At 69.0% G+C, this 21,667-nt stretch carries 21 protein-coding genes, 1 tRNA gene and 2 pseudogenes; 9 read left to right on the forward strand and 15 right to left on the reverse strand.

The genetic code is table 11. The annotated features are described in order from the left end of the window. Nucleotides 1–71: 71 nt before the first annotated feature. Both ACI2L1_RS07300 and ACI2L1_RS07305 read right to left on the reverse strand, forming a co-directional pair. Nucleotides 72–2,702 carry a glycoside hydrolase family 97 catalytic domain-containing protein gene (locus tag ACI2L1_RS07300; protein WP_404738329.1) on the reverse strand — a complete coding sequence of 877 codons (2,631 nt, stop codon included), beginning with the start codon at nt 2,700–2,702 and terminating at the stop codon, nt 72–74. A gap of 258 nt (nt 2,703–2,960) precedes the next feature. Then, a complete protein-coding gene (locus ACI2L1_RS07305) occupies nt 2,961–3,320 on the reverse strand; it encodes an RICIN domain-containing protein (protein WP_404738330.1) in 360 nt (119 codons plus the stop codon). Between the two features lie 518 nt (nt 3,321–3,838). On the opposite strand from ACI2L1_RS07305, the gene ACI2L1_RS07310 reads away from it, so the two are divergent. After that, entirely contained in the window at nt 3,839–4,042 is a 204-nt protein-coding gene (locus ACI2L1_RS07310) for a hypothetical protein (protein WP_404738331.1), read from the forward strand. Nucleotides 4,043–4,082: 40 nt separating this feature from the next. Here the strand turns inward: ACI2L1_RS07310 and ACI2L1_RS07315 are convergent, their stop codons facing one another. The 4 genes and pseudogenes from ACI2L1_RS07315 to ACI2L1_RS07330 form a co-directional block, all read right to left on the reverse strand. Further along, the gene (locus tag ACI2L1_RS07315; RefSeq protein WP_404738332.1) at nt 4,083–4,469 is read right to left on the reverse strand and encodes a hypothetical protein; all 387 of its coding nucleotides are present in this window, start codon (nt 4,467–4,469) and stop codon (nt 4,083–4,085) included. Between the two features lie 819 nt (nt 4,470–5,288). Continuing rightward, nucleotides 5,289–5,573: pseudogene (locus ACI2L1_RS07320) on the reverse strand (NUDIX domain-containing protein); the annotation flags it as partial. A gap of 8 nt (nt 5,574–5,581) precedes the next feature. Further along, a pseudogene (locus ACI2L1_RS07325) lies at nt 5,582–6,058 on the reverse strand (tetratricopeptide repeat protein); the annotation flags it as partial. Nucleotides 6,059–6,171: 113 nt separating this feature from the next. Then, nucleotides 6,172–6,244, reverse strand: a tRNA-Thr gene (locus ACI2L1_RS07330). A gap of 174 nt (nt 6,245–6,418) precedes the next feature. Here ACI2L1_RS07330 and ACI2L1_RS07335 point away from each other — a divergent pair. Beyond that, the gene (locus tag ACI2L1_RS07335) at nt 6,419–6,601 is read left to right on the forward strand and encodes a hypothetical protein (protein ID WP_404738333.1); all 183 of its coding nucleotides are present in this window, start codon (nt 6,419–6,421) and stop codon (nt 6,599–6,601) included. Nucleotides 6,602–6,728: 127 nt separating this feature from the next. Here the strand turns inward: ACI2L1_RS07335 and ACI2L1_RS07340 are convergent, their stop codons facing one another. Further along, a complete protein-coding gene (locus tag ACI2L1_RS07340; protein WP_404738461.1) occupies nt 6,729–6,941 on the reverse strand; it encodes a hypothetical protein in 213 nt (70 codons plus the stop codon). Between the two features lie 16 nt (nt 6,942–6,957). Between ACI2L1_RS07340 and ACI2L1_RS07345 the strand changes: the two genes are divergently transcribed. The 4 genes from ACI2L1_RS07345 (at nt 6,958) to ACI2L1_RS07360 (ending at nt 10,328) form a co-directional block, all read left to right on the forward strand. Beyond that, nucleotides 6,958–7,698, forward strand: a complete 741-nt coding sequence (locus ACI2L1_RS07345; RefSeq protein WP_404738454.1) for an RNA-guided endonuclease InsQ/TnpB family protein — start codon at nt 6,958–6,960, stop codon at nt 7,696–7,698. Between the two features lie 17 nt (nt 7,699–7,715). After that, nucleotides 7,716–8,852, forward strand: coding sequence for an ABC transporter ATP-binding protein (locus ACI2L1_RS07350; RefSeq protein WP_404738334.1), 1,137 nt, complete (start codon nt 7,716–7,718; stop codon nt 8,850–8,852). Between the two features lie 226 nt (nt 8,853–9,078). After that, nucleotides 9,079–9,537: a hypothetical protein gene (locus ACI2L1_RS07355; RefSeq protein ID WP_404738335.1), complete on the forward strand. Its 459-nt coding sequence runs from the start codon at nt 9,079–9,081 to the stop codon at nt 9,535–9,537. 59 nt (nt 9,538–9,596) lie between these two features. Next, on the forward strand, nt 9,597–10,328 hold the full coding sequence (locus ACI2L1_RS07360; protein WP_404738336.1) for an NDP-sugar synthase: 732 nt from the start codon (nt 9,597–9,599) through the stop codon (nt 10,326–10,328). Between the two features lie 206 nt (nt 10,329–10,534). Here ACI2L1_RS07360 and ACI2L1_RS07365 read toward each other — a convergent pair whose 3' ends face one another. The 6 genes from ACI2L1_RS07365 to ACI2L1_RS07390 form a co-directional block, all read right to left on the reverse strand. Next, nucleotides 10,535–12,151: a DoxX family membrane protein gene (locus ACI2L1_RS07365; RefSeq protein WP_404738337.1), complete on the reverse strand. Its 1,617-nt coding sequence runs from the start codon at nt 12,149–12,151 to the stop codon at nt 10,535–10,537. A 118-nt stretch (nt 12,152–12,269) separates the two neighbouring features. Continuing rightward, nucleotides 12,270–13,211, reverse strand: coding sequence for a 23S rRNA (guanosine(2251)-2'-O)-methyltransferase RlmB (rlmB, locus tag ACI2L1_RS07370; protein ID WP_404738338.1), 942 nt, complete (start codon nt 13,209–13,211; stop codon nt 12,270–12,272). A gap of 112 nt (nt 13,212–13,323) precedes the next feature. After that, nucleotides 13,324–14,730 carry a cysteine--tRNA ligase gene (gene cysS / locus ACI2L1_RS07375; protein WP_404738339.1) on the reverse strand — a complete coding sequence of 469 codons (1,407 nt, stop codon included), beginning with the start codon at nt 14,728–14,730 and terminating at the stop codon, nt 13,324–13,326. Between the two features lie 75 nt (nt 14,731–14,805). Then, nucleotides 14,806–15,297: a 2-C-methyl-D-erythritol 2,4-cyclodiphosphate synthase gene (gene ispF, locus ACI2L1_RS07380; protein WP_404738340.1), complete on the reverse strand. Its 492-nt coding sequence runs from the start codon at nt 15,295–15,297 to the stop codon at nt 14,806–14,808. Further along, nucleotides 15,287–16,051, reverse strand: a complete 765-nt coding sequence (gene ispD / locus ACI2L1_RS07385; RefSeq protein WP_404738341.1) for a 2-C-methyl-D-erythritol 4-phosphate cytidylyltransferase — start codon at nt 16,049–16,051, stop codon at nt 15,287–15,289. The genes ispF and ispD overlap by 11 nt, the downstream gene beginning before the upstream one ends. Before the next feature lie 252 nt (nt 16,052–16,303). Beyond that, on the reverse strand, nt 16,304–16,786 hold the full coding sequence (locus tag ACI2L1_RS07390; protein WP_003953493.1) for a CarD family transcriptional regulator: 483 nt from the start codon (nt 16,784–16,786) through the stop codon (nt 16,304–16,306). Nucleotides 16,787–17,385: 599 nt separating this feature from the next. On the opposite strand from ACI2L1_RS07390, the gene ACI2L1_RS07395 reads away from it, so the two are divergent. Beyond that, complete coding sequence (locus ACI2L1_RS07395; RefSeq protein ID WP_404738342.1) at nt 17,386–18,048, forward strand: DUF461 domain-containing protein; 663 nt, start codon at nt 17,386–17,388, stop codon at nt 18,046–18,048. An 81-nt stretch (nt 18,049–18,129) separates the two neighbouring features. Here the strand turns inward: ACI2L1_RS07395 and ACI2L1_RS07400 are convergent, their stop codons facing one another. Beyond that, on the reverse strand, nt 18,130–18,810 hold the full coding sequence (locus tag ACI2L1_RS07400) for a response regulator transcription factor (protein WP_009340348.1): 681 nt from the start codon (nt 18,808–18,810) through the stop codon (nt 18,130–18,132). Then, nucleotides 18,807–20,060, reverse strand: coding sequence for a sensor histidine kinase (locus tag ACI2L1_RS07405; RefSeq protein WP_404738343.1), 1,254 nt, complete (start codon nt 20,058–20,060; stop codon nt 18,807–18,809). The genes ACI2L1_RS07400 and ACI2L1_RS07405 overlap by 4 nt, the downstream gene beginning before the upstream one ends. Nucleotides 20,061–20,283: 223 nt before the next feature. Here ACI2L1_RS07405 and phoU point away from each other — a divergent pair, with 223 nt between their 5' ends. Together phoU and ACI2L1_RS07415 are read left to right on the forward strand one after the other, a co-directional pair. Then, the gene (gene phoU / locus ACI2L1_RS07410) at nt 20,284–20,973 is read left to right on the forward strand and encodes a phosphate signaling complex protein PhoU (RefSeq protein WP_404738344.1); all 690 of its coding nucleotides are present in this window, start codon (nt 20,284–20,286) and stop codon (nt 20,971–20,973) included. A gap of 418 nt (nt 20,974–21,391) precedes the next feature. Further along, nucleotides 21,392–21,640: an SCO4226 family nickel-binding protein gene (locus ACI2L1_RS07415; RefSeq protein WP_404738455.1), complete on the forward strand. Its 249-nt coding sequence runs from the start codon at nt 21,392–21,394 to the stop codon at nt 21,638–21,640. The last annotated feature ends 27 nt before the right edge of the window (nt 21,641–21,667 follow it).

Raw genomic sequence — 21,667 nt, forward strand, 5'->3', positions numbered from 1 at the left:
ATTCCTTCGGGCTGGTGAAGTGCGGGCCGGGTACACCGCATGGACGGGGCTCCGGTCGAGTGCACGGGCGGTCAGCTTCTGGTCCACACCTGGTTGGCGCCGCCATTGCAGGTCCACAGCTGCAGCTGGGTGCCGTTGGCCGTGCCGGCGTCGACCGCGTCCAGGCAGGTACCGGAACCGAGGTTGACGACCGTGCCGTCGGAGCGGACCCGCCACTTCTGGCCGTAGGTGTCGTTGCAGTCGTGGATCTGTACCGCGGTGCCGTTGGCGGTGGCTCCTCCGGCGGCCTCCAGGCAACGGTTGGCAAAGACGGTCAGTTCACCGCTCACCGTGGAGAACCAGGTCTGGTTGGTGCCGCCATTGCAGTCCCACAGCACCGGGCGGGTGCCGCTTGCCTGGTTGCCGCCGGGCAGGTCCAGGCAGCGGCCGGACCCCTTCCCCTTGTAGGCGCCGGGGGTGTTGGCGCGGTACCAGGTCTGGTCAGGGCCGCCGTTGCAGGTCCAGATCTGCAGCAGGGTGCCGGGGGTGGTGCCGCCCCCGGCGGCGTTCAGACACTTGCCCGAGTCGGGGTTCACCACCGTGCCGTCGCTGCCCACGGTCCACCGCTGGCCCGCGGAATTGTTGCAGTCGTAGATCTGCACGGCCGTACCGTCGGACGTGGCGCCGCCCTTGACGTCAAGGCACTTCGCACCGCCGTAGACCGTCAACTGCCCGGTCGGGGAGGCGGTCCAGGTCTGGTTGGCCTGGCCCTGGCAGTCCCACAGCGCCACCTGCGTGCCGTTGGTCCGGCTCGCCCCCGGCACGTCCGCGCACAGACCGGACTGGCTTCCCTTCAGCGCGCCGGCCTGGCCCTTGGGGGAGCAGGTCGACATGCCGGACGTGTAGGGGCACAGTGCCGTCACGAAGCCGCCGTTGGCAGCCTCCGCCACGGACAGGGTGTCGGCGTTGGTGACGACGCGGGTCTCGTGGGTCAGGCCTCCGGAGCCGTCGCGAACGGTCTCGGCCAGCCACTGCCCGGAGCCGAGGAAGGACAGTGGCGTCTGATAAGTCCTGGCGGACCCTGCGGAGATGCCACCGACGTACCAGCGCCCGCCGACGCGACGGGCCAGGTACGCCTCCTTGCCGGGGCTGCCGCCGAGCAGGCGCGTCTCGTCCCAGGCGGCGGGGAGCTGGTCGAGGATGCGCAGCGCCTCGGGGTGTGCCTCGTAGCTTTCGGGGCTGTCGGCGAAGTGCTGCCAGCCCGACTCGAACACGACGGAGGTGGCCAGTTCGTGGGCGTCGGTGGTGTCACGGCTGGTCATGCTGAACACCACGGGGGTGAAGTCCATGCTGGAGATCACGTTTCGGGTGTAGGGCAGGATGGTGTCGAAGGCGGCGCGGTTGTGGAACTGTTCCGAGCCGTACACCGCCTCGGCGGCGACCACTTGCGGCCAGGTGCGCTGCATTCCGCGCGGCATGGCGGTGCCGTGAAAGTTGACCATGAGCTTCAGGTTCGCGGTCTGGGCGAGTACGGCGTCGTACCACTGCAGGGTCGGCTGGGAGTACTCATCGATGAAGTCGATCTTCACCCCGGCCACTCCCCAGTTCTTGACCTGCGGCAGCCACTGGTCGCGCTGCGCCGCGGTGTGCAGGTCCGAGGAGTTGAACCACAGGATGACCTGTACGCCTCTGGCCTTGGCGTAGGACACGATGTCCGGCACCCAGGACGAGGACCAGCCCTCGTCGATGAGGACGTAGCCCCAGCCGTGACGCTGGGCGAAGTCGACGTACTGCTTCTGCCGGGCCTCGCTGGACGGGCTGCTGTGTTCGCTCAGCCAGGACCAGGCGACGGTGCCGGGCTTGATCCAGGAGGTGTCGGAGACCTTTGAGGGCGCGGCCAGGTCGTCGGTGATCGTGGACTGGGTGACGCTCGCCAGGTCGCCCAGTGCCGCGGTGCGCCACGGCGTCGAAAGCGGCAGCGTGGTGGTGATCCCGCCCTCCAGCTGGGCGGTGTAGGTGGCGGAGCCGGACGTGTGGGACAGGTAGGAGGCCGCGTACCGGCCATCGAGGTCCGTCTCGGCCACAAGCGCGTACGCGTTGCCGATCTGGAACAGCGCGGGCTGATGGTAGGTGTTGGTGGGAGCGCCACCGGCGGTGGTGGCGAACCACTGGCCCTGGTCCTCGCGGTCGGGCGGCACGAGCCATGCGTTGGCCGAGGCCGGGACCGTCCACGACGACGCCTCACCGGTCACGGTCACCGATCCGCTGCCCGGCAGCACGTAACGGTAGGCCACACCGGTGTCCGAGGCACGGACCACGACGTCGAGCCGGGCACCGCCGGTGCCCGAGAAGGACAGGGTCGTCTCGGTGTAGGCAGTCTGCCGGCTGCGCTGTTTGCCCGTGGTCATCGTGTACGACTCGGTGACCGTCCGGTCACTGCGCTGCAGGAACGTCAGGTTTGTCGTCAGGTCGGCGGCGCTGGTGCGGATCCCGATCGGGGACGGTGACAGGACGGTCTGGCCGTGGCTCGATGCGGCGAAGGTGAGCGTGCCGTCGTCGTTCAGCGTGACCTGCGCCGCCGTCGGGGAGCCTGCGGACGGGCCGGTGACGGTCCAGCCGGTGGCCGCGGCCGCTGTGTGCGCCGGCAGGACCACGAGAGCCAGGGGCAGCAGCAGTGCCAGCAGACAGCGTTGCAGCAGGCGTCTGGGCGGATTGATGGACATGGGCGTCCTTCATCGAGGTGAGTGGAGGTGACGACGGGCCGTGAAGCGATCGTCAGATGACAGGGATCCGGGTTGTGCCCTGCCCCGGATCCCCGCCTGGCCAGGGGGTGGTCCACTGCTGGTCGGCGCCGCCGTTGCGGCCCCACAGGTCGGTCGGTGTGTCGTTTGGCGGTGCCGCAGGCGATGCCGGGTTGGGAGCCCGCCGGGCCGTGGGCAGGTGTGGGGGGGCGTACGGCCCGGCGGGGGGGGCAGGGGTGGCTAGGACGGCCGCCAGATCTGGTGGGCGCCGCCGGTGCAGGTCCCGATCTCCAGCGGGGCGCTGTTGGCTGTCCCGTGCTCAACCGCATCCAGGCACTTGCCGGGTCCGACGTTGACCACGCTGCCCTCGCAACGCACCCGCCACTGAGGATCTGCGACTGCTGAGCGGCTGGATGGTCCCGCAGCAGCCGGGAGTTGCCCCGGCACTGCTGATCGCACCGATCCCGTCGACCGTCCGGCCACGCCGGCTACAAGCGCTATCAGCCACAACGGCAGGAGATGTCTCAAGCTTCGTTGCACAGCGTCGTCCTTCTCCAGTGGGGGATGAGGACAGCTTCGGAGAGCTCTCGCACGCGCCACGCCGAATTGTCCGTGGAGGATTGTGCGCCAGTGTGAAGTCCTGTTGATTTACCGTCAAGGTCTATACCAAAGAACATGTTTGCATCAGATGGAAAGCGTTTGCCCAGCCGGGCCTGAAGTGGTCGACGCGGAACCAGCCGATCCCCCGGCACGGCGATCATGCGCGCGATGCCCTCTGGGACGAGTTCGCTGGCAGACGCGCCGCCGCTTCTCAAGGGATTACCTGCGATCAGGAGTACATCGTCGCGTCGGCCGCGAAGTTCGCGCTTACCGTGGGCGGTTCGACGTCGCCGCCACCTCCGACCACTTCGGTGACATCGGAAGCGACATTGCGGACGGACGCCAGCAGCGTCAACTTCCGCCGCCAGCAGACCGTTTCCATACCGGCGCACAAGCTGCTGCGGACTCCACTTCCTCATCGGCCAGTCCGCACACCGCATCGACGTCACCGCATCGACGTCCCGGATGGCGTCCCGCCATGGTGTAGCCGATCAAGGCTGGGGCGTACGCCCGGGGGCGTGCTGATAGCGGTTCCGCTCCCCGCCCACAAGGCGGGCCACCTCCAACTCTCCTTGGTGAACGGCCAGTTCAACCCGAGGTGCGCGGTGACCCTGTCCCAGCTGACAACGTCACCCGCTCCCGCCTGGGACGACTCGTCCGCCAAGGACTCCTCGAACAACCCGGCCGCGGCCGCTACCAGAAACGGACTTGACGCCCTATGAGCGGCAATAGGTGCGGCGTTATGTCGTGGCTCGCTGAGGCTCAACGGTGGATACCGCGCACCTCCGAGAAGGCCCAGTCGGGCTTCGGGCGTACGAAGGGCACCAGGTAGACGAGCACCAAACAGCCGACTGCGCCCGCCCCGGTGGCCGGCCACGCCCACATGCGGCGCGTGTTGATCGCCGATTCACATGCCGCAGCACGAGCGTCCACGGCACGCTCCGGCAGACCCGCCTGCACGGCGTCATAAGTGATGGCGCCTTCCACGCCAGTGACGGCGGTCCCGCACTTCAGAGACTCGCCGCCGCTCGCATCCGCGTTCACACCGAGCAACAACCCGCATATACCAATGAGGACGAGTGCGCCGGCGATGACGGACAGCACCGCGTAAACGGCGCCGTCTATCGTCCGCTCCTCGTTCCAGCCCAAGCGTCTTTTGGTTCCCATAGGTCCTTGCCTACCCACTCCTCGCCAACTGGCGCCGCCTCCACCGCCGCTACGAACGCTGACGACTCGGTCGGCGATAGTTGATCGCCGTCCGGCCGTGACATGAGGACGGCCGCCCGGGTTCTTCGAGTGTGAACCAAGAAGTGGGCCCGCACGGCCTTGTCCCATCCTGCCTTCACCGGGTTCCCGGCCAACATCTCGGCGGTTTGATCGAAGAGTTGACCCAGCCGTGGTGTGCTCTGCACGAAGCGGCGCTGCACGAGCGGCGGGGCCACGTGCGCCTGAGGGCGGCGGGGGCCGGCCCCAAGCACGAGCTTGCCTTCACCGACCGCGTCGTACTCGCCCTCGTCCACCTGCGCACAAACCCGCCGCATGCCGCGCTGGCGAACTGTACGACATAGGCCGCTCCACGGTCAGCGAGGAGATCGCCGAGATCGGTTCCCCTGCTCGCCCGGCGCGGCTTCGCCGTCCCGAGCGGTCGGGGCAGCGGCTGCACACCGGTGCCTCGCCCGCGAGCGGCTCACCACCACCCTCGCCGAGACCGAAACCCGCCTGGCCGAGCTCACCGCCACCCGCAAGGTCATCGACAGCCTCACCCCTCCCGACCACGCAACAACCCCCGCGGAGACCGCCACCGTCTACCAGCACATCGTGACCACGCTCAACGAGCACCCCAGGCAGGTGTTCCGCATCCGCGATCTGCACGAGCACCTCGGCCGGCCCACCGACGAGCCCTCGAACAACCCGGACGCGGCCGCTACCAGAAACGGACTTAACGCCCTCTCGCGAGTTCAAGTTCGGATTCTGTTTGCGTGGTTCGCGGTTTTCCGGTTCGCCGGTCCATTCATGGGCGGTGAAGACCACGGTGAGAAAGCCGTTGGGGGCCTCCACGCCCCAGGCGCCGTGGATGATGTGGGCGACCTTCAGGGCTTCCGGCTTCACGACCAGACCGGTCCCTTCGCACAGCTCCCGCACTGCCGTCTCTGTGATGGGCTCGCCCGCCTCGCTCTTGCCGACGGGAAGGTCCCACATGCCCTGGGCGAACTTGGCGTTCTGGCTGCGTTGGAGGAGGACGACGCGGTTGGTGGGGCAGCTTAGGCCAGTGTTTCGCGTGCACGGCGGGCGAGTTCGGCGGCTCCGGACACTTGCGGCGCTCGTCCATGGCGAGGGTGGAGCGGAGCGAGGTGATCGCCTTGCGGGCGCGGTCGGAAGTCATGCCCTCTATAAGCGTCAGGGCCTGGGACCAAAAGCGTCAGGGCCTGGGACCAAGCGGCGACGGCCTCGTCGGCATGGGCCTGCACGGCGAGGCTGTCGCCGAGGCCGGCGTAGGTGAGGGCGTGGACGCGCGTACTTCTTGGGGTCCCAGCGGATCAGGGCGTCTCGGTGCTGCTGTTCGGTGCCGACGTGGTCGGCGAGGTCGGTGAGCGTGCGGGCGGTGTGCCCGCCGAAGGTGCTGGCGGCGGGGCCGCGAAGGTGCGTGCCGCTGCGGGCCTCTCACCGACGGCGGCGAAGGCACGGGCGTGGGTGATGTGGAGGAGGGCTTCGGTCTGGCCGTCGACGTGGCCGAGGCCGCGAGGACAAGAGGTCAACGAGTCCGCCACTCACGCAAGCACTCTCGTGACGCGTCATCCCCGGAGAACATGCGAAACCCAGGCCGGAGAACTCCTGGCCTGGGCTTTTGTTGAGCCGCCTGTCGGAATCGAACCGACGACCTTCGGGTTACAAAGCCGGCGCTCTACCAACTGAGCTAAGGCGGCAACGCGCACTACAACGCCGTACGCGGAGGCTGCACCACTGTACACAGAGCTCCTGGCCCCGAGCCACGCAGTTCCGCCCTCACTCGATCCCAAAACCGCGCGTAACCATCCGCGCACCCGTTCGTTGATCGAGCTGACGTGCTGCTCCGAAGATCAGATCGTCAGGGAGGGGCCATGGCGGAGACGGAGGCCGAGCGCATCAAGCCTGACGTTCTCGGCATCGGCGATCGTCGCAAGCACCACACGCGCAAAGGGACTCCCTTGAAGTCCCACGCCAAGGCGCCCGACACGCATCACCGGCTGTACCGGTTCCGCTTCTACCCGACCGAGGAGCGGTCTCGGCAGTTGCGTGGTTGAGGGACGTGTCCTCGACGGTGCTTCAGCAGTCTCTGCGCCATCTGGATCAGGCGTACGGCCGTTTCTTCAGGGGTGAGGCCAGGTATCCGAGGCGGAAGAAGAAGGGTCGATCGCGCGATACGGCGACCTAGGTGCGTACGGGGTTCAGGTGGGTGGAGGATCCGGAGCGGCCAGGGACCGGGCTGATCACGTTGGCCAAGCAGTCGGGGCCGTTGGACATCCGGTGGTCTCGGGCGTTGCCTGCCGGGGATGTGCCGGTGCGGTTGTCGGTGACGCGGGATCGGGCGGGCCGGTACTTCGTGGCCGTGTTGGTGGAGGAGCGGATAGCGCCTCTGCCCATGGTGTTCGCCCCGGGGATGCGGGAGCCGAAGGTGGTTGGGGTGGATGTCGGTCTGGCGTCGCTGGTCATCCTGGATGACGGGACGAAGTTCGATCACCCACGGTTGTTGAAGCGGTACGCGGAGAAGTTGGCGCGGTTGCAGCGGGAGCTGCGCACGAAGGTGCGGGGTTCGAGGAATCGGGAGAACGTCCGGGAGAAGCTCGCACGGCTCTATGCCTCGTGGGGCGAGCTGCTTCGGCAGTTGCGCTACAAGTGCGAGTGGTACGGCCGCACGCTGGACGTCATCGACCGCTTCTTCCCACCCACTCGGCGGTGCTCCAGCTGCCACGCCACAGGGCCGAGGATGGACGTCTCGGTTCGACAGTGGACATGTGCCGAGTGCGGCCCCCCGCACGATCGTGACGTGAATGCCGCCGTGAACCTCCGAGACGAAGGTCTGCGTTTGCTGGCCGCATGGACGGCTGGTGCAGTACGGACCGATGGGCCGTCGGCCGGAAGGCCTGTGGAGCCCGTGCAAGACCGGTCGGGCACAGCTCACCAGGGCTGTGTGCGGTCGGCAGCAGGCGATGAAGCAGGAAGTCAAGAGGCGAGGTCAAAAGCGCGATGCTCTGCCCCGCTCGAAAATTTCCGCGAAGTTCACAGTCCTTCAGGTACTGACATACGCCTGAACGCCAGGTACCGTCCTGACCCAGTCCATCTGTGTGGACTACACCACCACCTTCCTACAACGGATCGTCCGGCACGTTCCTGCCGGTAGAAGGGGGCCTCTGAGCCATGGCCACTGTTTCGTTCGACAAGGCGACCCGCATTTACCCGGGTTCCACGAAGCCCGCCGTCGACGGTCTCGACATCCACATCGAGGACGGCGAGTTCCTCGTCCTGGTCGGCCCCTCCGGCTGTGGCAAGTCCACCTCGCTCCGCATGCTGGCGGGGCTGGAGGACGTCAACGGCGGCGCCATCCGCATCGGTGACCGCGACGTCACGCACCTGCCGCCGAAGGACCGGGACATCGCCATGGTGTTCCAGAACTACGCGCTGTACCCGCACATGTCGGTCGCCGACAACATGGGCTTCGCGCTCAAGATCGCCGGCATCAACAAGGCGGAGATCCGGCAGAAGGTCGAGGAGGCCGCGAAGATCCTCGACCTCACCGAGTACCTGGACCGCAAGCCGAAGGCCCTCTCCGGTGGTCAGCGCCAGCGTGTGGCCATGGGTCGCGCCATCGTGCGTGAGCCCCAGGTCTTCCTCATGGACGAGCCGCTGTCCAACCTGGACGCCAAGCTCCGTGTCTCCACCCGTACGCAGATCGCCTCGCTGCAGCGCCGTCTCGGCATCACCACCGTCTACGTCACCCACGACCAGGTCGAGGCCATGACGATGGGCGACCGGGTGGCCGTACTCAAGGACGGTCTGCTCCAGCAGGTCGACTCCCCGCGCAACATGTACGACCGCCCGGCGAACCTCTTCGTCGCCGGCTTCATCGGCTCCCCGGCGATGAACCTCGTCGAGGTCCCGATCACCGACGGCGGTGTGAAGTTCGGCAACAGCGTGGTGCCCGTCAACCGTGAGGCCCTCAAGGCGGCCTCCGACAAGGGTGACACCACGGTGACCGTCGGTGTCCGCCCCGAGCACTTCGACATCGTCGAGCAGGGCGGCGCCGCCGCGACCGCGCTGTCGAAGGCGACCGAGGACGCCCCGGCCGGCCTCGCGGTCTCCGTGAACGTCGTCGAGGAGCTCGGCGCCGACGGCTACGTCTACGGCTCCGCCAAGGTCGGCGACGAGCTGAAGGACCTGGTCGTCCGCGTCAGCGGCCGCGCGGTCCCGGAGAAGGGCGCCACGCTGCACGTCGTGCCGCGGCCGGGCGAGACCCACGTGTTCTCGACCTCCACGGGCGAGCGCCTCACCGACTGAGGACGAACAGCAGCGAATCACCCAGGTTCATGAGAAGGGCCCCGCAGATGCTCTGCGGGGCCCTTCTCGCGCCTGGGACATGCTCGGACGGTGTCGACAAATACCCCGGCACACCGGTCATTTCGAGCAGTGTGCGTCAACGCCCTACCCACAAAAGGCACTACCTCGTCCCCCGAACCGGTGACTAAATGTCGCCAAATAATTACCACGCGCTACCCTCACACGCGTGAAGCACTCCACTAGCCAACAGACGCGACGCGGCCGGGGCCCCGCCCGCCGGATCGGCCGCTCCCTCGCCCTTGTCCTGCCCGTCGTCCTGGTGCTCTCCGGGACCCTCGCGGTCACCCGAGTCAACTGGTCCGGGGATCCCTCGACCTCCTCGGTGCTCACCGCGTCGGACGCCACGGTCTCCGACGGCAAGCCCCGCAGCGCGCCCCTCGCCCCGCAGGACGTCCTGCGGGGGCAGCTCATGACCGAGCTCCAGGAGAAGGACCCTGGCATCGCCCTCACCCACCTCCAGGAGGCGGTGAACGACCGCCCGTCGCTCGCCAGGCACTGCGTTTCCCTCGCGAGGGCCCTGGGCCGCGCAGCGGTCCGTGTGTACGGCCCCACGCGCGCGCAGTCGTATGCCCGCCCCGTCTGCGACACGTCCTTCGCGACGGGTGTGGCGGCCGCGCACGGCTGACCTCACGAGAAGGGGCGCCGACCGAGGTCGGGAAAGGGACGCGTCGTACAGTTTCGGTCATGACCGATCCGAACGCCGCGTCCCGCCCCACCCAGGCCGTGATCCTGGCCGGCGGCCAGGGTTCCCGGCTGCGTCCCTATACCGACGACCGGCCCAAGCCGATGGTCGAGATCCCCGGTACGGGGACTCCGATCATCGGCCATCAGCTTGTATGGCTCGCCGAGGAAGGCGTGACGGACGTCGTCGTCAGCTGTGGGCATCTCGCCGAGGTGCTCCAGGACTGGCTGAAGACGGCCGACCTCCCGGTGCGCGTCCAGACCGTCATCGAGACGGAGCCGCTCGGACGGGGCGGCGGTCTCAAGTACGCGGCCGCGCATCTGCCGCACCCGGACCAGGCGTGGTACGCGACGAACGGTGACATCTGGACCCGGTTCTCGCTGCGTGACATGGCGGACTTCCACACCGAGCGGGACGCGATGGCTACGCTCGCGTTGGCGCGGCCGCGGATTCCCTGGGGGGCCGTGCAGACCGACGGGTTCGGACACATCACGGACTTCATCGAGGCGCCGCCGTCGACGTTCGAGATCAACGCCGGTGTGTATGTGTTCTCGCCCGCGTTCGCCGCGTTGCTGCCGGAGCGGGGGGATCATGAGCGGACTACGTTCCCCACGTTGGCGCGTGAGCTGCGGCTTGCTGGGTTCCCGATTCCTCAGGGGGCGTACTGGCGGGCCATCGACACGGCGAAGGATCTGACCGAGGCCGCGAAGGAGCTGGCCGCGTTGGGGCGGTGACGGTGGTGTTCAGGGTGCGGGTCCGCTGTGGCTGGTCGCGCCCGCGCGGCGGAGCCGCACATTGATAAGGCCCCGCGCCCCTGACAGCACTACAGCCCCCTCTGCGCCAAGAAGGTCCCGCACAATCCTCTGTGCGGGACCTTCTCTCTGCGTGGGCGGTGTCTCTCAGCCGGTGGGGTTGCCCAGTGCGTCGCCCACCGGCCCGCCTACCCCAACAGGCCGCCGACCAGGCCCGGTTCGCCGGAGGAGGAACCCCCGGTGCCGGAGCCGCCTGTTGAACCGCCGGAGGTGCTGGTGCCGCCGGTCGGGCCCGAGGTGGTGCTGGGGGCCTGCTGGACCGGGGAGGACTGCTGGGGTGAGGTCTGGCCCGTAGTGCCCTGGGTCTGGCTGGGTGAGCCGCCGGTGCTGGCGCCGATGTCGCCGGTGGCGCCCGGGGTGGCCGAGGTGCCGACGGACGGGCCTGTGGTCGCGCCCTGGCTGGGTGCGGTGGACGCCGACGGGCTCTTCTTGCGGGCCTTGGCGGAGTCCTGCGGGAGCGGGGAACCCGGCAGTTCGTTGCGCGGGGCCTCGCCGGGGCCGGGGACGATCACCCGGTCGGCGTCCCGGACGGCTCCGCCGAGCACCGAGCCGATCAGCAGCGTCAGACCCATCACGATCGCGGTGATGAGGGCGCCGCGGCGCAGGACGTAACGGCGCAGTTCCCAGATGTCGGAGCGGGGTCCGAGGCGGCGCCAGGCGCTGCCCGCGAGGCGGCCGTCGATGGAGTAGACGGGGGCGCCGGCGATGATCAGCGGGGACCAGGCGGCGAGGTAGATGATGTCGGGGGTGTCGTAGGCGGGGACGCTCTTCCAGCTGACGGTGACGAGGAGCGCGGCGGAGAGGCCGGCGCCGACGACCGCGCCGACCCGTTGCCAGCAGCCCAGGACCGTGAGGACGCCCACGATGACCTGGAGGAAGGCGATGACGAGGCCGGAGCCGACGGGGTGCTGGAGGGCGAACTGGCGCAGTGGTTCGGCCACTTCCCACGGGTGCAGGGTGTTGAGCCACTTGACCATGGAGCCGCGCTTGCCGCCGTCGAAGTAGACGGGGTCGCACAGCTTGCCCATGCCGGCGTAGATGGAGATGAAGCCGAGGAAGATCCGGAGCGGGAGGAGGACGACGCCGAGGTTCATCCGGCGGCCCGGGTAGTACGCGTGCCGCGCGGGCTCGTCGCCCTGCCGCCGCAGGGGGCGGTCGGCGCCGGTGTCCTCGAAGTCCGCGTGCGCGTAGGCGGGTTCGTCGTCGGTGCTGCCAACTGTCGGCATGGGCGGCAGGAGTCGGGTGCTGTCGCTGTCGTAGCTGCGCTGGGCGCCGACGAGCGGCGTCTGCATGGTCTGGGCCAACTCGTCGTCGTAGTCGGCCCGGTAGCCGTGGTCGACGTCGATGCGGGGGATGACCTGGGTGGCTCCGGCGTCGACGGCGGGGGGCTCGCCGTGGCCGACGCTGCCGCCCCGCACGGCCTGGAGCAGGCGGTGGGCGCCGGTGTCGTCGGGGGCTGACTTGCCGCTCCATACGACGGGGCGACGGCGCCCCGCGGCGCCGGCGGCCGGCATCCGGGCGGTGTCCTCGGCGGCGATCAAGCGCCGTGCGGTCCGCGGGGATTGGGCAACGCGCCGCGTCGACGCGCCCAACTGCACGCGGAAGCTGGCGTGGTTGACGATGATCTGCGCCGGATCGCTCGGCACCTTCACCATGCTCAGCGCGGGAGCGTCATCGAACCCGGAATCGAATCCCGACGAGCGGCCCCCCGTGGGTGTGCGGGGTGTTCTGGTGTCCACACTCATCTAACCGAGTGACGTGTGGTTAGGACACTGCTTTGACTGGGCGGATCTGTCCGGACCCCGTCAAGGTTGTCCCGTACGCCGGGAACACCCCGTGTGAGTGACCGCGCCGAACAGTCGTTCAGGCCCGCCGACGAGCCGCCTCGTACAGCACGATCCCCGCCGCCACACCGGCGTTCAGGGACTCCGCACCACCCGGCATCGGGATCCGTACCCGGTAGTCGCAGGTCTCGCCGACCAGTCGCGACAGACCCTTGCCCTCGCTGCCGACGACGATGGCGACGGGGCCGCCGAGGGCCTCCAGGTCGCCGATCTCGTGCTCACCGTCGGCGGCGAGGCCGACGACCACGATGCCGGCCTTCTTGTACCCCTCCAGGGCGCGGGTGAGGTTCGTGGCACGGGCGACCGGCGTACGGGCGGCGGTGCCTGCGGAGGTCTTCCAGGCGCCCGCCGTCATGCCGGCCGCGCGCCGCTCCGGTACGACGACGCCGTGGCCGCCGAAGGCGGAGACCGAGCGGACGACCGCGCCGAGGTTGCGGGGGTCGGTGACGCCGTCGAGGGCGACGATCAGCGGGTCCTCGCCGTCGTCGTAGGCGGCAGCGGCGAGGTCCTCGGGGTGCGCGTACTCGTACGGCGGGACCTGGAGGACCAAGCCCTGGTGGTTGAGCCCGTTGGTCATACGGTCCAGCTCGGGTCGGGGGGCCTCCATGAGGTGGACGCCGCCCCGGTCGGCGACGAGCTGGAGAGCCTCGCGGACCCGCTCGTCGTTGTCGATGAACTGCTGGACGTAGAGCGTCACCGCGGGCACGCCCTCGCGCAGCGCCTCGACGACGGGGTTGCGGCCGACGACCATCTCCGAGGTGCCCTTGCCGCCCCGGCCGCGCGGCGCGGGACGCCGTACGGCCTGCTTCGACTTGGCGTTGGCGATTCGGTTCTTCTTGTGGCCCTTGCGCATCTCGGCGGGCGGGGTCGGGCCCTTGCCCTCCAGGCCCCTGCGTCGCTGGCCGCCGCTGCCGACCTGCGCGCCCTTCTTGCCGGACATGCGGCGGTTGTTGGCTGCCATGACCTACCCGTCTACGTGAGTCTCTACGTCGCTGAAAATCGTCGTACGTACATGCAGTGTGCCGCCCGGATGGCCGGGCGGCACAATCGATCAAGAAAAAGAGGACCGGGAACTAACGGGGACCCAGTGTCCAGCGCGGCCCCTGCGGACCGTCCTCGATGGTCAGTCCGGCCTGGCCGAGCTGGTCGCGGATGGCGTCCGCCGTGGCCCAGTCCTTGCGGCCGCGGGCCGCCTCGCGCTGGTCGAGGACCAGGCGTACGAGGCTGTCGACGACGCCGTGCAGATCGTCGCCGCGATCGGCTTCGCCTGCCCAGTGCGGGTCGAGCGGGTCTAGGCCGAGGACGCCGAGCATGGCGCGCACCTCGGCGAGGCGGGCCACCGCGGCTTCCTTGTCGTCGGCCGCGAGGGCGCTGTTGCCCTGCCGGACGGTGGTGTGCACGATGGCGAGCGCCTGCGGGACGCCCAGGTCGTCGTCCATGGCCTCGGCGAAGGCGGGCGGCACCTCGGCCGCCGGCTCCACGTCCCCGGCCTTCCCTGCTTTTTCGGTGACTCGCTGCACGAAGCCCTCGATCCGCGCGAACGCCGACTCGGCCTCGCGCAGGGCGTCCTCGCTGTACTCGATCATCGAGCGGTAGTGCGGGGTGCCGAGGTAGTAGCGCAGCACGATCGGGCGCCACTGCTTGACCATCTCGGAGACGAGGACGGAGTTCCCGAGCGACTTGGACATCTTCTCGCCGCTCATGGTGACCCAGGCGTTGTGCACCCAGTACCGCGCGAACTCGTCGCCGTAGGCCTTGGCCTGGGCGATCTCGTTCTCGTGGTGCGGGAAGATCAGGTCCAGGCCGCCGCCGTGGATGTCGAAGGCGGTGCCGAGGTATTTGTGCGCCATGGCCGAGCACTCCAGGTGCCAGCCGGGGCGGCCGCGGCCCCACGGGGTCTCCCAGTCGGGCTCGCCGGGCTTGGTCGCCTTCCAGAGCGCGAAGTCCCGCGGGTCCCGCTTGCCGGTCTCGCCGTCGGAGGCGGGCTGCAGGAGGTTGTCCAGCTCCTGGTTGGAGAGCTGGAGGTACTCCGGGAAGGACTTCACGTCGAAGTAGACGTTGCCCTCGGCCTCATAGGCGTGGCCCCGTTCGATGAGCCCGCGCATCATCTCGATCATCTCGGGGACGTGCCCGGTGGCCCGCGGTTCGTACGTCGGCGGCAGGCAGCCGAGGGCGTCGTAGCCGTCGTTGAACGCGCGCTCGTTGTCGTAGCCGATGGACCACCAGGGGCGGCCCTGGTCGCGGGACTTCGTGATGATCTTGTCGTCGATGTCCGTGACGTTGCGGATGAACGTGACGTCGTAGCCGCGGTACTCGAACCAGCGGCGCATGATGTCGAAGTTCAGGCCGGAGCGGATGTGGCCGATGTGCGGGGCGGCCTGCACGGTGGCGCCGCAGAGGTAGATCGAGACACAGCCCTGTGTGAGGGGGGCGAAGTCACGGATCTGCCGGGCGCTGGTGTCGTACAGGCGAATGGTCACGGGTCCAGGGTAGTGGGCGATCCCCCGTGCATTGCACCCGTCCGCGACATCTCAGACTCCGCGCGCCAGGACGGCTCAGACCCTGCGTGCCACCAGCGCCGTCGCCACCGCCATCAGCCCTTCGTCCCGGCCGGGGAAGCCGAGCCCGTCGGTGGTGGCTCCCGACACCGAGACCGGAGCTCCAGCCGCCTCCGACAGAAGCTTCTGGGCCTCGTCCCGGCGTTTTCCGATCTTCGGCCGCGGTCCTACGACCTGCACGGCGACGTTGCCGATGACGAACCCCGCCTCGCGGACGATCCGGGCCGCCTCCGTCAGCAAGGTGACCCCGGATGCACCCGACCACTCGGGGCGCCCGGTGCCGAAGTGCCGGCCGAGGTCACCGAGTCCGGCGGCGGAGAAGAGTGCGTTGCACGCGGCGTGGGCGACGACGTCCGCGTCGGAGTGGCCGGCCAGGCCGGGCCCCTCGCCCTCCCACTTCAGGCCCGCGCACCACAGCTCGCGGCCCTCCTCGAAGGCGTGGATGTCGGTGCCGATGCCGACCTGCGGCAACACGAACTCAGAAGCCATCGTTGAGCCTCCTGCGGGCCAGGACCGCCTCCGCGAGGACCAGGTCCAGCGGGCGGGTCACCTTGAAGGCCTCCTCGTGGCCGGGCACGACCACGACCGTCAGCCCCAGCTGCTCGACCATGCTCGCGTCGTCGGTGACGTCCTCGGTGACCGAGTCGTGGGCGCGGACCAGGGTGGCCCGGTCGAAGCCCTGCGGGGTCTGTACGGCACGGAGGCGCGCGCGGGCCGGGGTGGCCACGACCGGCTCGGGCTCGCCGGAGACCTGAGCGGGCTCGACCTCCTTGACCGTGTCCGCGAGGGGCAGCGCGGGGACGACCGCGGGTGCTCCCGTCCGTACGGCCTCAATGACCGCGTCGACGGTGTCGACCGGGACGAGCGGGCGGGCCGCGTCATGGACCAGGACGATGCCGAAGTCGGGCGGGAGCGCCTCCAGGCCGAGCCTCACCGACTCCTGGCGGGAGTCGCCGCCCGGGACGACGACGAAGTCGGTCCGCTCGGGCAGCGCGTGCGCGTCGAGGAGCGACTTGACCTCGCCGGCGCCGTCGGGCGGGGCCACGACGACGACCAGGGAGACGGCACGGGACGCGGCCATCGCGCGGACCGCGTGGATCAGCATGGGGGTGCCGTTCAGCGCGCGTAGCGCTTTGGGGGCGCCCGGACCGAGGCGTACGCCCTTTCCGGCGGCCGGAATCACCACCGCGGTACGGGCTTCGGCACGTGCTTCGGCGGTCGAAGGGCGCGAAACGTCAGACATCGGTTCCTGTCAGGTTTGTGTGCTCGGCCAACGTGGGTACGGAGACAGCGTGCCGGGCGCGACGCCTTGACCGGACCCTTCCGTGACACCGGTCGAGCCTGCTGCCCGGGCCCGGCACGCCAAGTATCGGGGACCCGTCCCGTCGTACGGTGTTCGGGTACGAACATGCCGCAGCGCCCGGCGACAGAAATACGTCATCGGGCACCGCGGCATCTCAATGTGCTGAGCCGAACCTGGCGGCAGCGTGCGTCGTCAGGACGCGAGGACCTCGTCGAGCAGGGCCTCGGCCTTGTCTTCGTTGGTGTTCTCCGCGAGAGCGAGCTCACTCACCAGGATCTGTCGAGCCTTGGCGAGCATGCGCTTCTCACCTGCGGAGAGTCCGCGCTCGCGCTCACGACGCCACAGGTCACGCACGACTTCCGCGACCTTGATGACATCGCCGGAGGCGAGCTTCTCCAGGTTTGCCTTGTAACGACGGGACCAGTTTGTGGGCTCCTCGGCGTACGGCGCGCGCAGCACCTCGAAGACCCGGTCCAGCCCGTCCTGACCGACCACATCACGCACGCCGACGAACTCCGCATTGTCCGCTGGCACACGTACCGTCAGGTCACCCTGGGCGACCTTCAGCACCAAGTAGGTCTTGTCCACGCCTTTGATCTGGCGAGTTTCGATAGCCTCGATCAGCGCGGCCCCGTGATGGGGATAGACCACGGTGTCGCCAACCTTGAACGTCATGTGACAGGTACCCCTTCCGTGGCTATCCAGGGTAACACGGAAACTGCGGGTTCTGAATGGCGTTTTCGCAGGTCAGGGCATATCTCGGGGCTTGACAACTGCAACAGGAACGTGCTGCGGAGGCCGAGCGGAAGAAGGTATTCGCAGGTCGGAGCGGCTCTCCGGGGGAGGTGAAACGCGTACGGTACACGCATCCGGAGGCCCCGCCAGGCGGGCTAACATCCACAAATGTCCGGTTCCAAGTGTGCGACTTCCGCTACTCCGTTCGGCGTCCGGAGTCGGTTCCGCGTCGAATCCGGAATTGATCACGCGGGGCCACCGGATCAGACGGTGATCAATTCCGGGGGCGATCGCGCATTCCTTCACGGAAGTTTTGCTACTGGATGCCGAAGGCTCTTATGTGAATGCAGGACGAGCGCCGGAGTGCGGAGTGCAAGTGACTCACGAGTCACTTGTGGACGGGGTGAACGGGAGTGACACGCCCCTTGGGGAGGGTCGGGTGCGGACCGGGTGGAACGGCTCGGTAACCTAAGCCCGCTGACAGACACTTAGCGCGGCTTTACGGGCCGCCCCGCTCAAGTCAAGGAGTTGCCGCCGCCGTGAGCAGCAGCCTTCGACGCGGCGCCCTCGCCGCCGCCTCCCTCGCGTTCTCGGTCGCCGCGCTCTCCGCGTGCGCGGCCGGCACCACAGCCCAGACGCTGGAGGTCAAGCCGGACAACGCGGAGACCAGCGTCGGCGACATCAAGCTCCAGAACGTGGTGGTCATCACCCAGCCCTCCACCGAGGCCTCCGGTGAGACCAAGGGCCCGGCGGTGATCTCCGCCACCCTCTTCAACAGCGGCGACACCGCCCAGACGCTGGACTCCGTGACCATCGCGGACGGTGGGAGCGCCGAGATCACGGCCGCCAAGGGCAAGGGCAAGGTGACCGTCCCGGCCCACGGCTCCGTCATCCTCGGCGGCCAGGGCAACGCCTCCGCCGCGGTGAACGACCTCGGCGAAAGCGTCAAGAACGGCAACGCCCAGAAGGTCACCTTCACCTTCAGCACGACCGGAGACGTGAGCCTGCAGGCCTTCGTGGTCCCGGCCGACAGCTACTTCACCAAGTGGGGCCCGACCGCGATGCCCTCGGTACCGGCGGAGACGGCCAAGCCGTCCACCTCGGGCAGCCCGAGCGGCTCCACCACGCCGAGCGGCTCCACCACGCCTGGCGACGCGGCCTCCGCGAGCGCGACGGCGAGCGAGTCGGCCGCGGGCCACTGAGCGTCCGTACGACACCGTCGTACGACACGAAGGGCGGGACCTCTCAGGAGGTCCCGCCCTTCGGCTTACGGCAACTGTTGTTTACGGCTCGAACTTGTACCCGAGGCCTCGCACCGTCACCAGGTACCGAGGCGCGCCCGGGTCCGGCTCGATTTTGGCGCGCAGGCGCTTGACGTGGACGTCGAGGGTCTTGGTGTCGCCGACGTAGTCGGCACCCCAGACGCGGTCGATGAGCTGCATGCGGGTCAGGACGCGGCCCGCGTTGCGCAGCAGCATCTCCAGCAGGTCGAACTCCTTGAGGGGCAGGTCGACCTTGGAGCCGGAGACCGTGACCACGTGGCGGTCCACGTCCATGCGGACCGGACCGGCCTCCAGGGCCGCCGGGGTGACCTCCTCGGGCTCGCCGCGGCGGCGCAGGACGGCGCGGATACGGGCGACCAGCTCGCGCGAGGAGAACGGCTTGGTGACATAGTCATCGGCTCCTATTTCCAGGCCGACCACCTTGTCGATCTCGCTGTCCTTGGCGGTCACCATGATGACGGGGACGTTGGAGCGGCCGCGCAGCTGTCGGCACACCTCGGTGCCGGGCAGGCCCGGCAGCATCAGGTCGAGGAGGACGAGGTCGGCGCCGTTGCGCTCGAACTCGTCGAGTCCGTCGGGGCCCGTGGTCGCGATGGCGACCTCGAAGCCCTCTTTGCGGAGCATGTACGACAGGGCGTCGGAGAAGGACTCCTCGTCCTCGACGACGAGCACTCGGGTCACGGAAGGACCTCCGGGGCGGGAAGCGGGTCGTAAGAAGTCGACTCGGGAGTGGACCCGTCCTCGTCGTCGAGGTCGGGGTGCTGGAGCGCGCGGTCGCGGGCCGCGCCCGCCTCCGGCAGCCTGAGGGTGAAAGTGGAGCCCTGTCCCTCCGAGCTCCACACCGTGACCTCCCCGCCGTGCGAGGCGGCCACGTGCTTGACGATCGCGAGACCGAGGCCCGTGCCGCCAGTCTGGCGGGAGCGGGCCGGGTCGACGCGGTAGAAGCGCTCGAAGATGCGCTCCTTGTCCTTGTCGGAGATGCCGATTCCCTGGTCGGTGACGGCCACCTCGATGTGGTCGCCGCCCGGCGCGGACACCCTGCGGGCGGCTATGCCGACGCGGGTGCGGGCGGGCGAGTAGTTGACGGCGTTCTCGACGAGGTTGCCGAGGGCGGCGGCGAGCTGGCCGCGGTTGCCCCAGACACGCAGTTCGGCCGCGCCGGCCGCCGCCATGGTGATCTGCTTGGTGCCGGCCTGGTGACGGCAGCGGTCCATGGCCTCGGCGACGAGCTCGTCGACACGGACGGGTTCGGCGTCCTCCAGCGGGTCGTCGTTCTGCACCCGGGAGAGGTCGATGAGCTCCTGGACCAGACTGGTCAGGCGGGTGGCCTCGATCTGCATACGGCCGGCGAAGCGTTCCACCGCCTCCGGGTCGTCGGAGGCGTCCATGACGGCCTCGGACAGCAGGGAGAGCGCGCCGACGGGGGTCTTGAGCTCATGGCTGACGTTCGCGACGAAGTCGCGTCGTACCGCTTCTATCCGCCGGGCCTCGGTGAGGTCCTCCACCAGCAGCAGCACCAGCCGGGAGCCGAGGGGCGCGACGCGCGCCGAGACCGCGAGGGCCTCGCCACGTCCGGTCCCCCGCCTCGGAAGGTCCAGCTCGACCTGGCGTATCTCCCCGTCCCTCCTGGTGTCCCGGGCCATCTGGAGCATGGGCTCCACGGAGAGCTTGCCGCCGCGGACCAGCCCGAGGGCGTACGCGGCGGAGCTCGCCTTGACGACGGCGTCGGCCTCGTCGAGGACGACGGCCGAGGAGCGGAGCACGGAGAGGACGGTGTCCACGCCCGGCGGAAGCACCGGGTCCGTGTGCAGGGAGGTGCGGGTGGGGCGCTTCTGCTCCCGCTCGCTCCAGCGGAACGCCAGCATGGCGATGACACCGGTGAGCACACCGGCGATCGCTGCCGCTGCGGCGACCGCCGCGTTCACGTCCATGCCTCCAGGTTAGGCATGGGATCCGTCCTGGCCACAGCCGTCCGAGTGGGAGCTCGAACACTCGTCGCCCAGAGTTCACCTTGGAGCCAGTATTGGTTCATTTGGGAGGTCGGAAACGGACGCGTACGAGGCCGAACGTGGGAGCGTGGGGTACGCAGCACCGGTTTCGCGGCCGGTTTTGGCCCCTGGAACCCACAGGAACGACGTACGAGAGGGAACCCTGATGCGGGACGCGTACCACGAGGAACTTGATTCGATCGGCGACGGTCTGGTGGAGATGGCCCGGCTGGTCGGCTCGGCGATCGGACGCGCCACGACGGCCATCCTCGACTCCGACCTGAAGCTGGCCGAAAGCGTGATCGAGGCCGACCAGAAGGTGGACGACCTCCAGCACGACCTGGAGGCCCGGGCGATAGCGCTCCTCGCCCGGCAGCAGCCGGTGGCGACGGACCTCCGTATCGTCGTCACCTCCCTGCGGATGTCGGCCGACCTGGAGCGCTCCGGCGACCTCGCCCAGCACGTGGCGAAGCTCGCCCGCCTCCGTTTCCCCGAGAAGGCCATCCCCCACGACCTGCACGCGACCATCCTGGAGATGGGCCAGCTCGCGCAGCGCCTGATGGCCAAGGCGGCGGAGGTCATCATCACCAAGGACGTCGACCTGGCGCTCCAGCTGGAGTCGGACGACGACGAGATGGACCTGCTGCACCGCACGCTCTTCCAGCACCTGCTGGACGACAAGTGGAAGCACGGCATCGAGACGGCGGTCGACGTGACGTTGCTCGGCCGCTACTACGAGCGGTTCGCCGACCACGCGGTGTCGGTGGCCAAGCGCGTGGTGTACCTGGTGACGGGCGAGCACGCGGACGAGCTCCAGCAGGACATCCAGCCGGTGACAGGGGTGGAGAGCGCCTGATCCGGCGCCTTCGGGTCTGTTCGGGGCGCGTGCGAGCCACAGTGCGCCGTTGATGCGCTCAGTGGAGCGGACGTGCAATGGGTATCGGGCCTGATCCGACAGTCGGGGCGTTCGGGCCCTCGCCTCAAGGAGGACCCATGGCCGAATCCCCCAGCACTCCCCAGCCCGACCCCACGAAGGAACGCCGGACCGAGCGGCCCGCCCCGGTCAGGACCCTGACGGTCATCGGCGCGTGCGGCTGCGGGTGCGGGTGCCAGTCGGGCAACCCGTGTCAGTGCGGCTGAGTGGCGTACGGCAGTGAAGGGCTCCGGTGTCGGCACCGGGGCCCTTCGTCGTGTCGCCGCGACAGGGCGGGAAGCGCAGCATGGAAGGAGCTCGAAGGAGCCTGAAGCAGTCCGAAGAACAGGAGGTGCGGGCGATGTCGCGGTACATGGACGTACACCACGGGATGCAGGGCATCACGGCCGACCAGCTCATGGAGGCCCACCAGGCCGACCTCGCGATAGAGAAGGAAGAGGGCGTGCACTTCGAGCGCGCCTGGGCGGACCCCGAGTCGGGAACCGTCTACTGCCTCTCCGAGGCGCCCTCGGCCGAGGCGGTCCAGCGCATCCACGAACGGACGGGCCACAAGGCGGACGAGATCCACGAGGTGCCGCTGACGGTCTGACCCGGTCTCGCGAATATCGGTTGGAGC

The organism is Streptomyces sp. NPDC019531 (assembly GCF_044903305.1).
Lineage (GTDB): Bacteria > Actinomycetota > Actinomycetes > Streptomycetales > Streptomycetaceae > Streptomyces.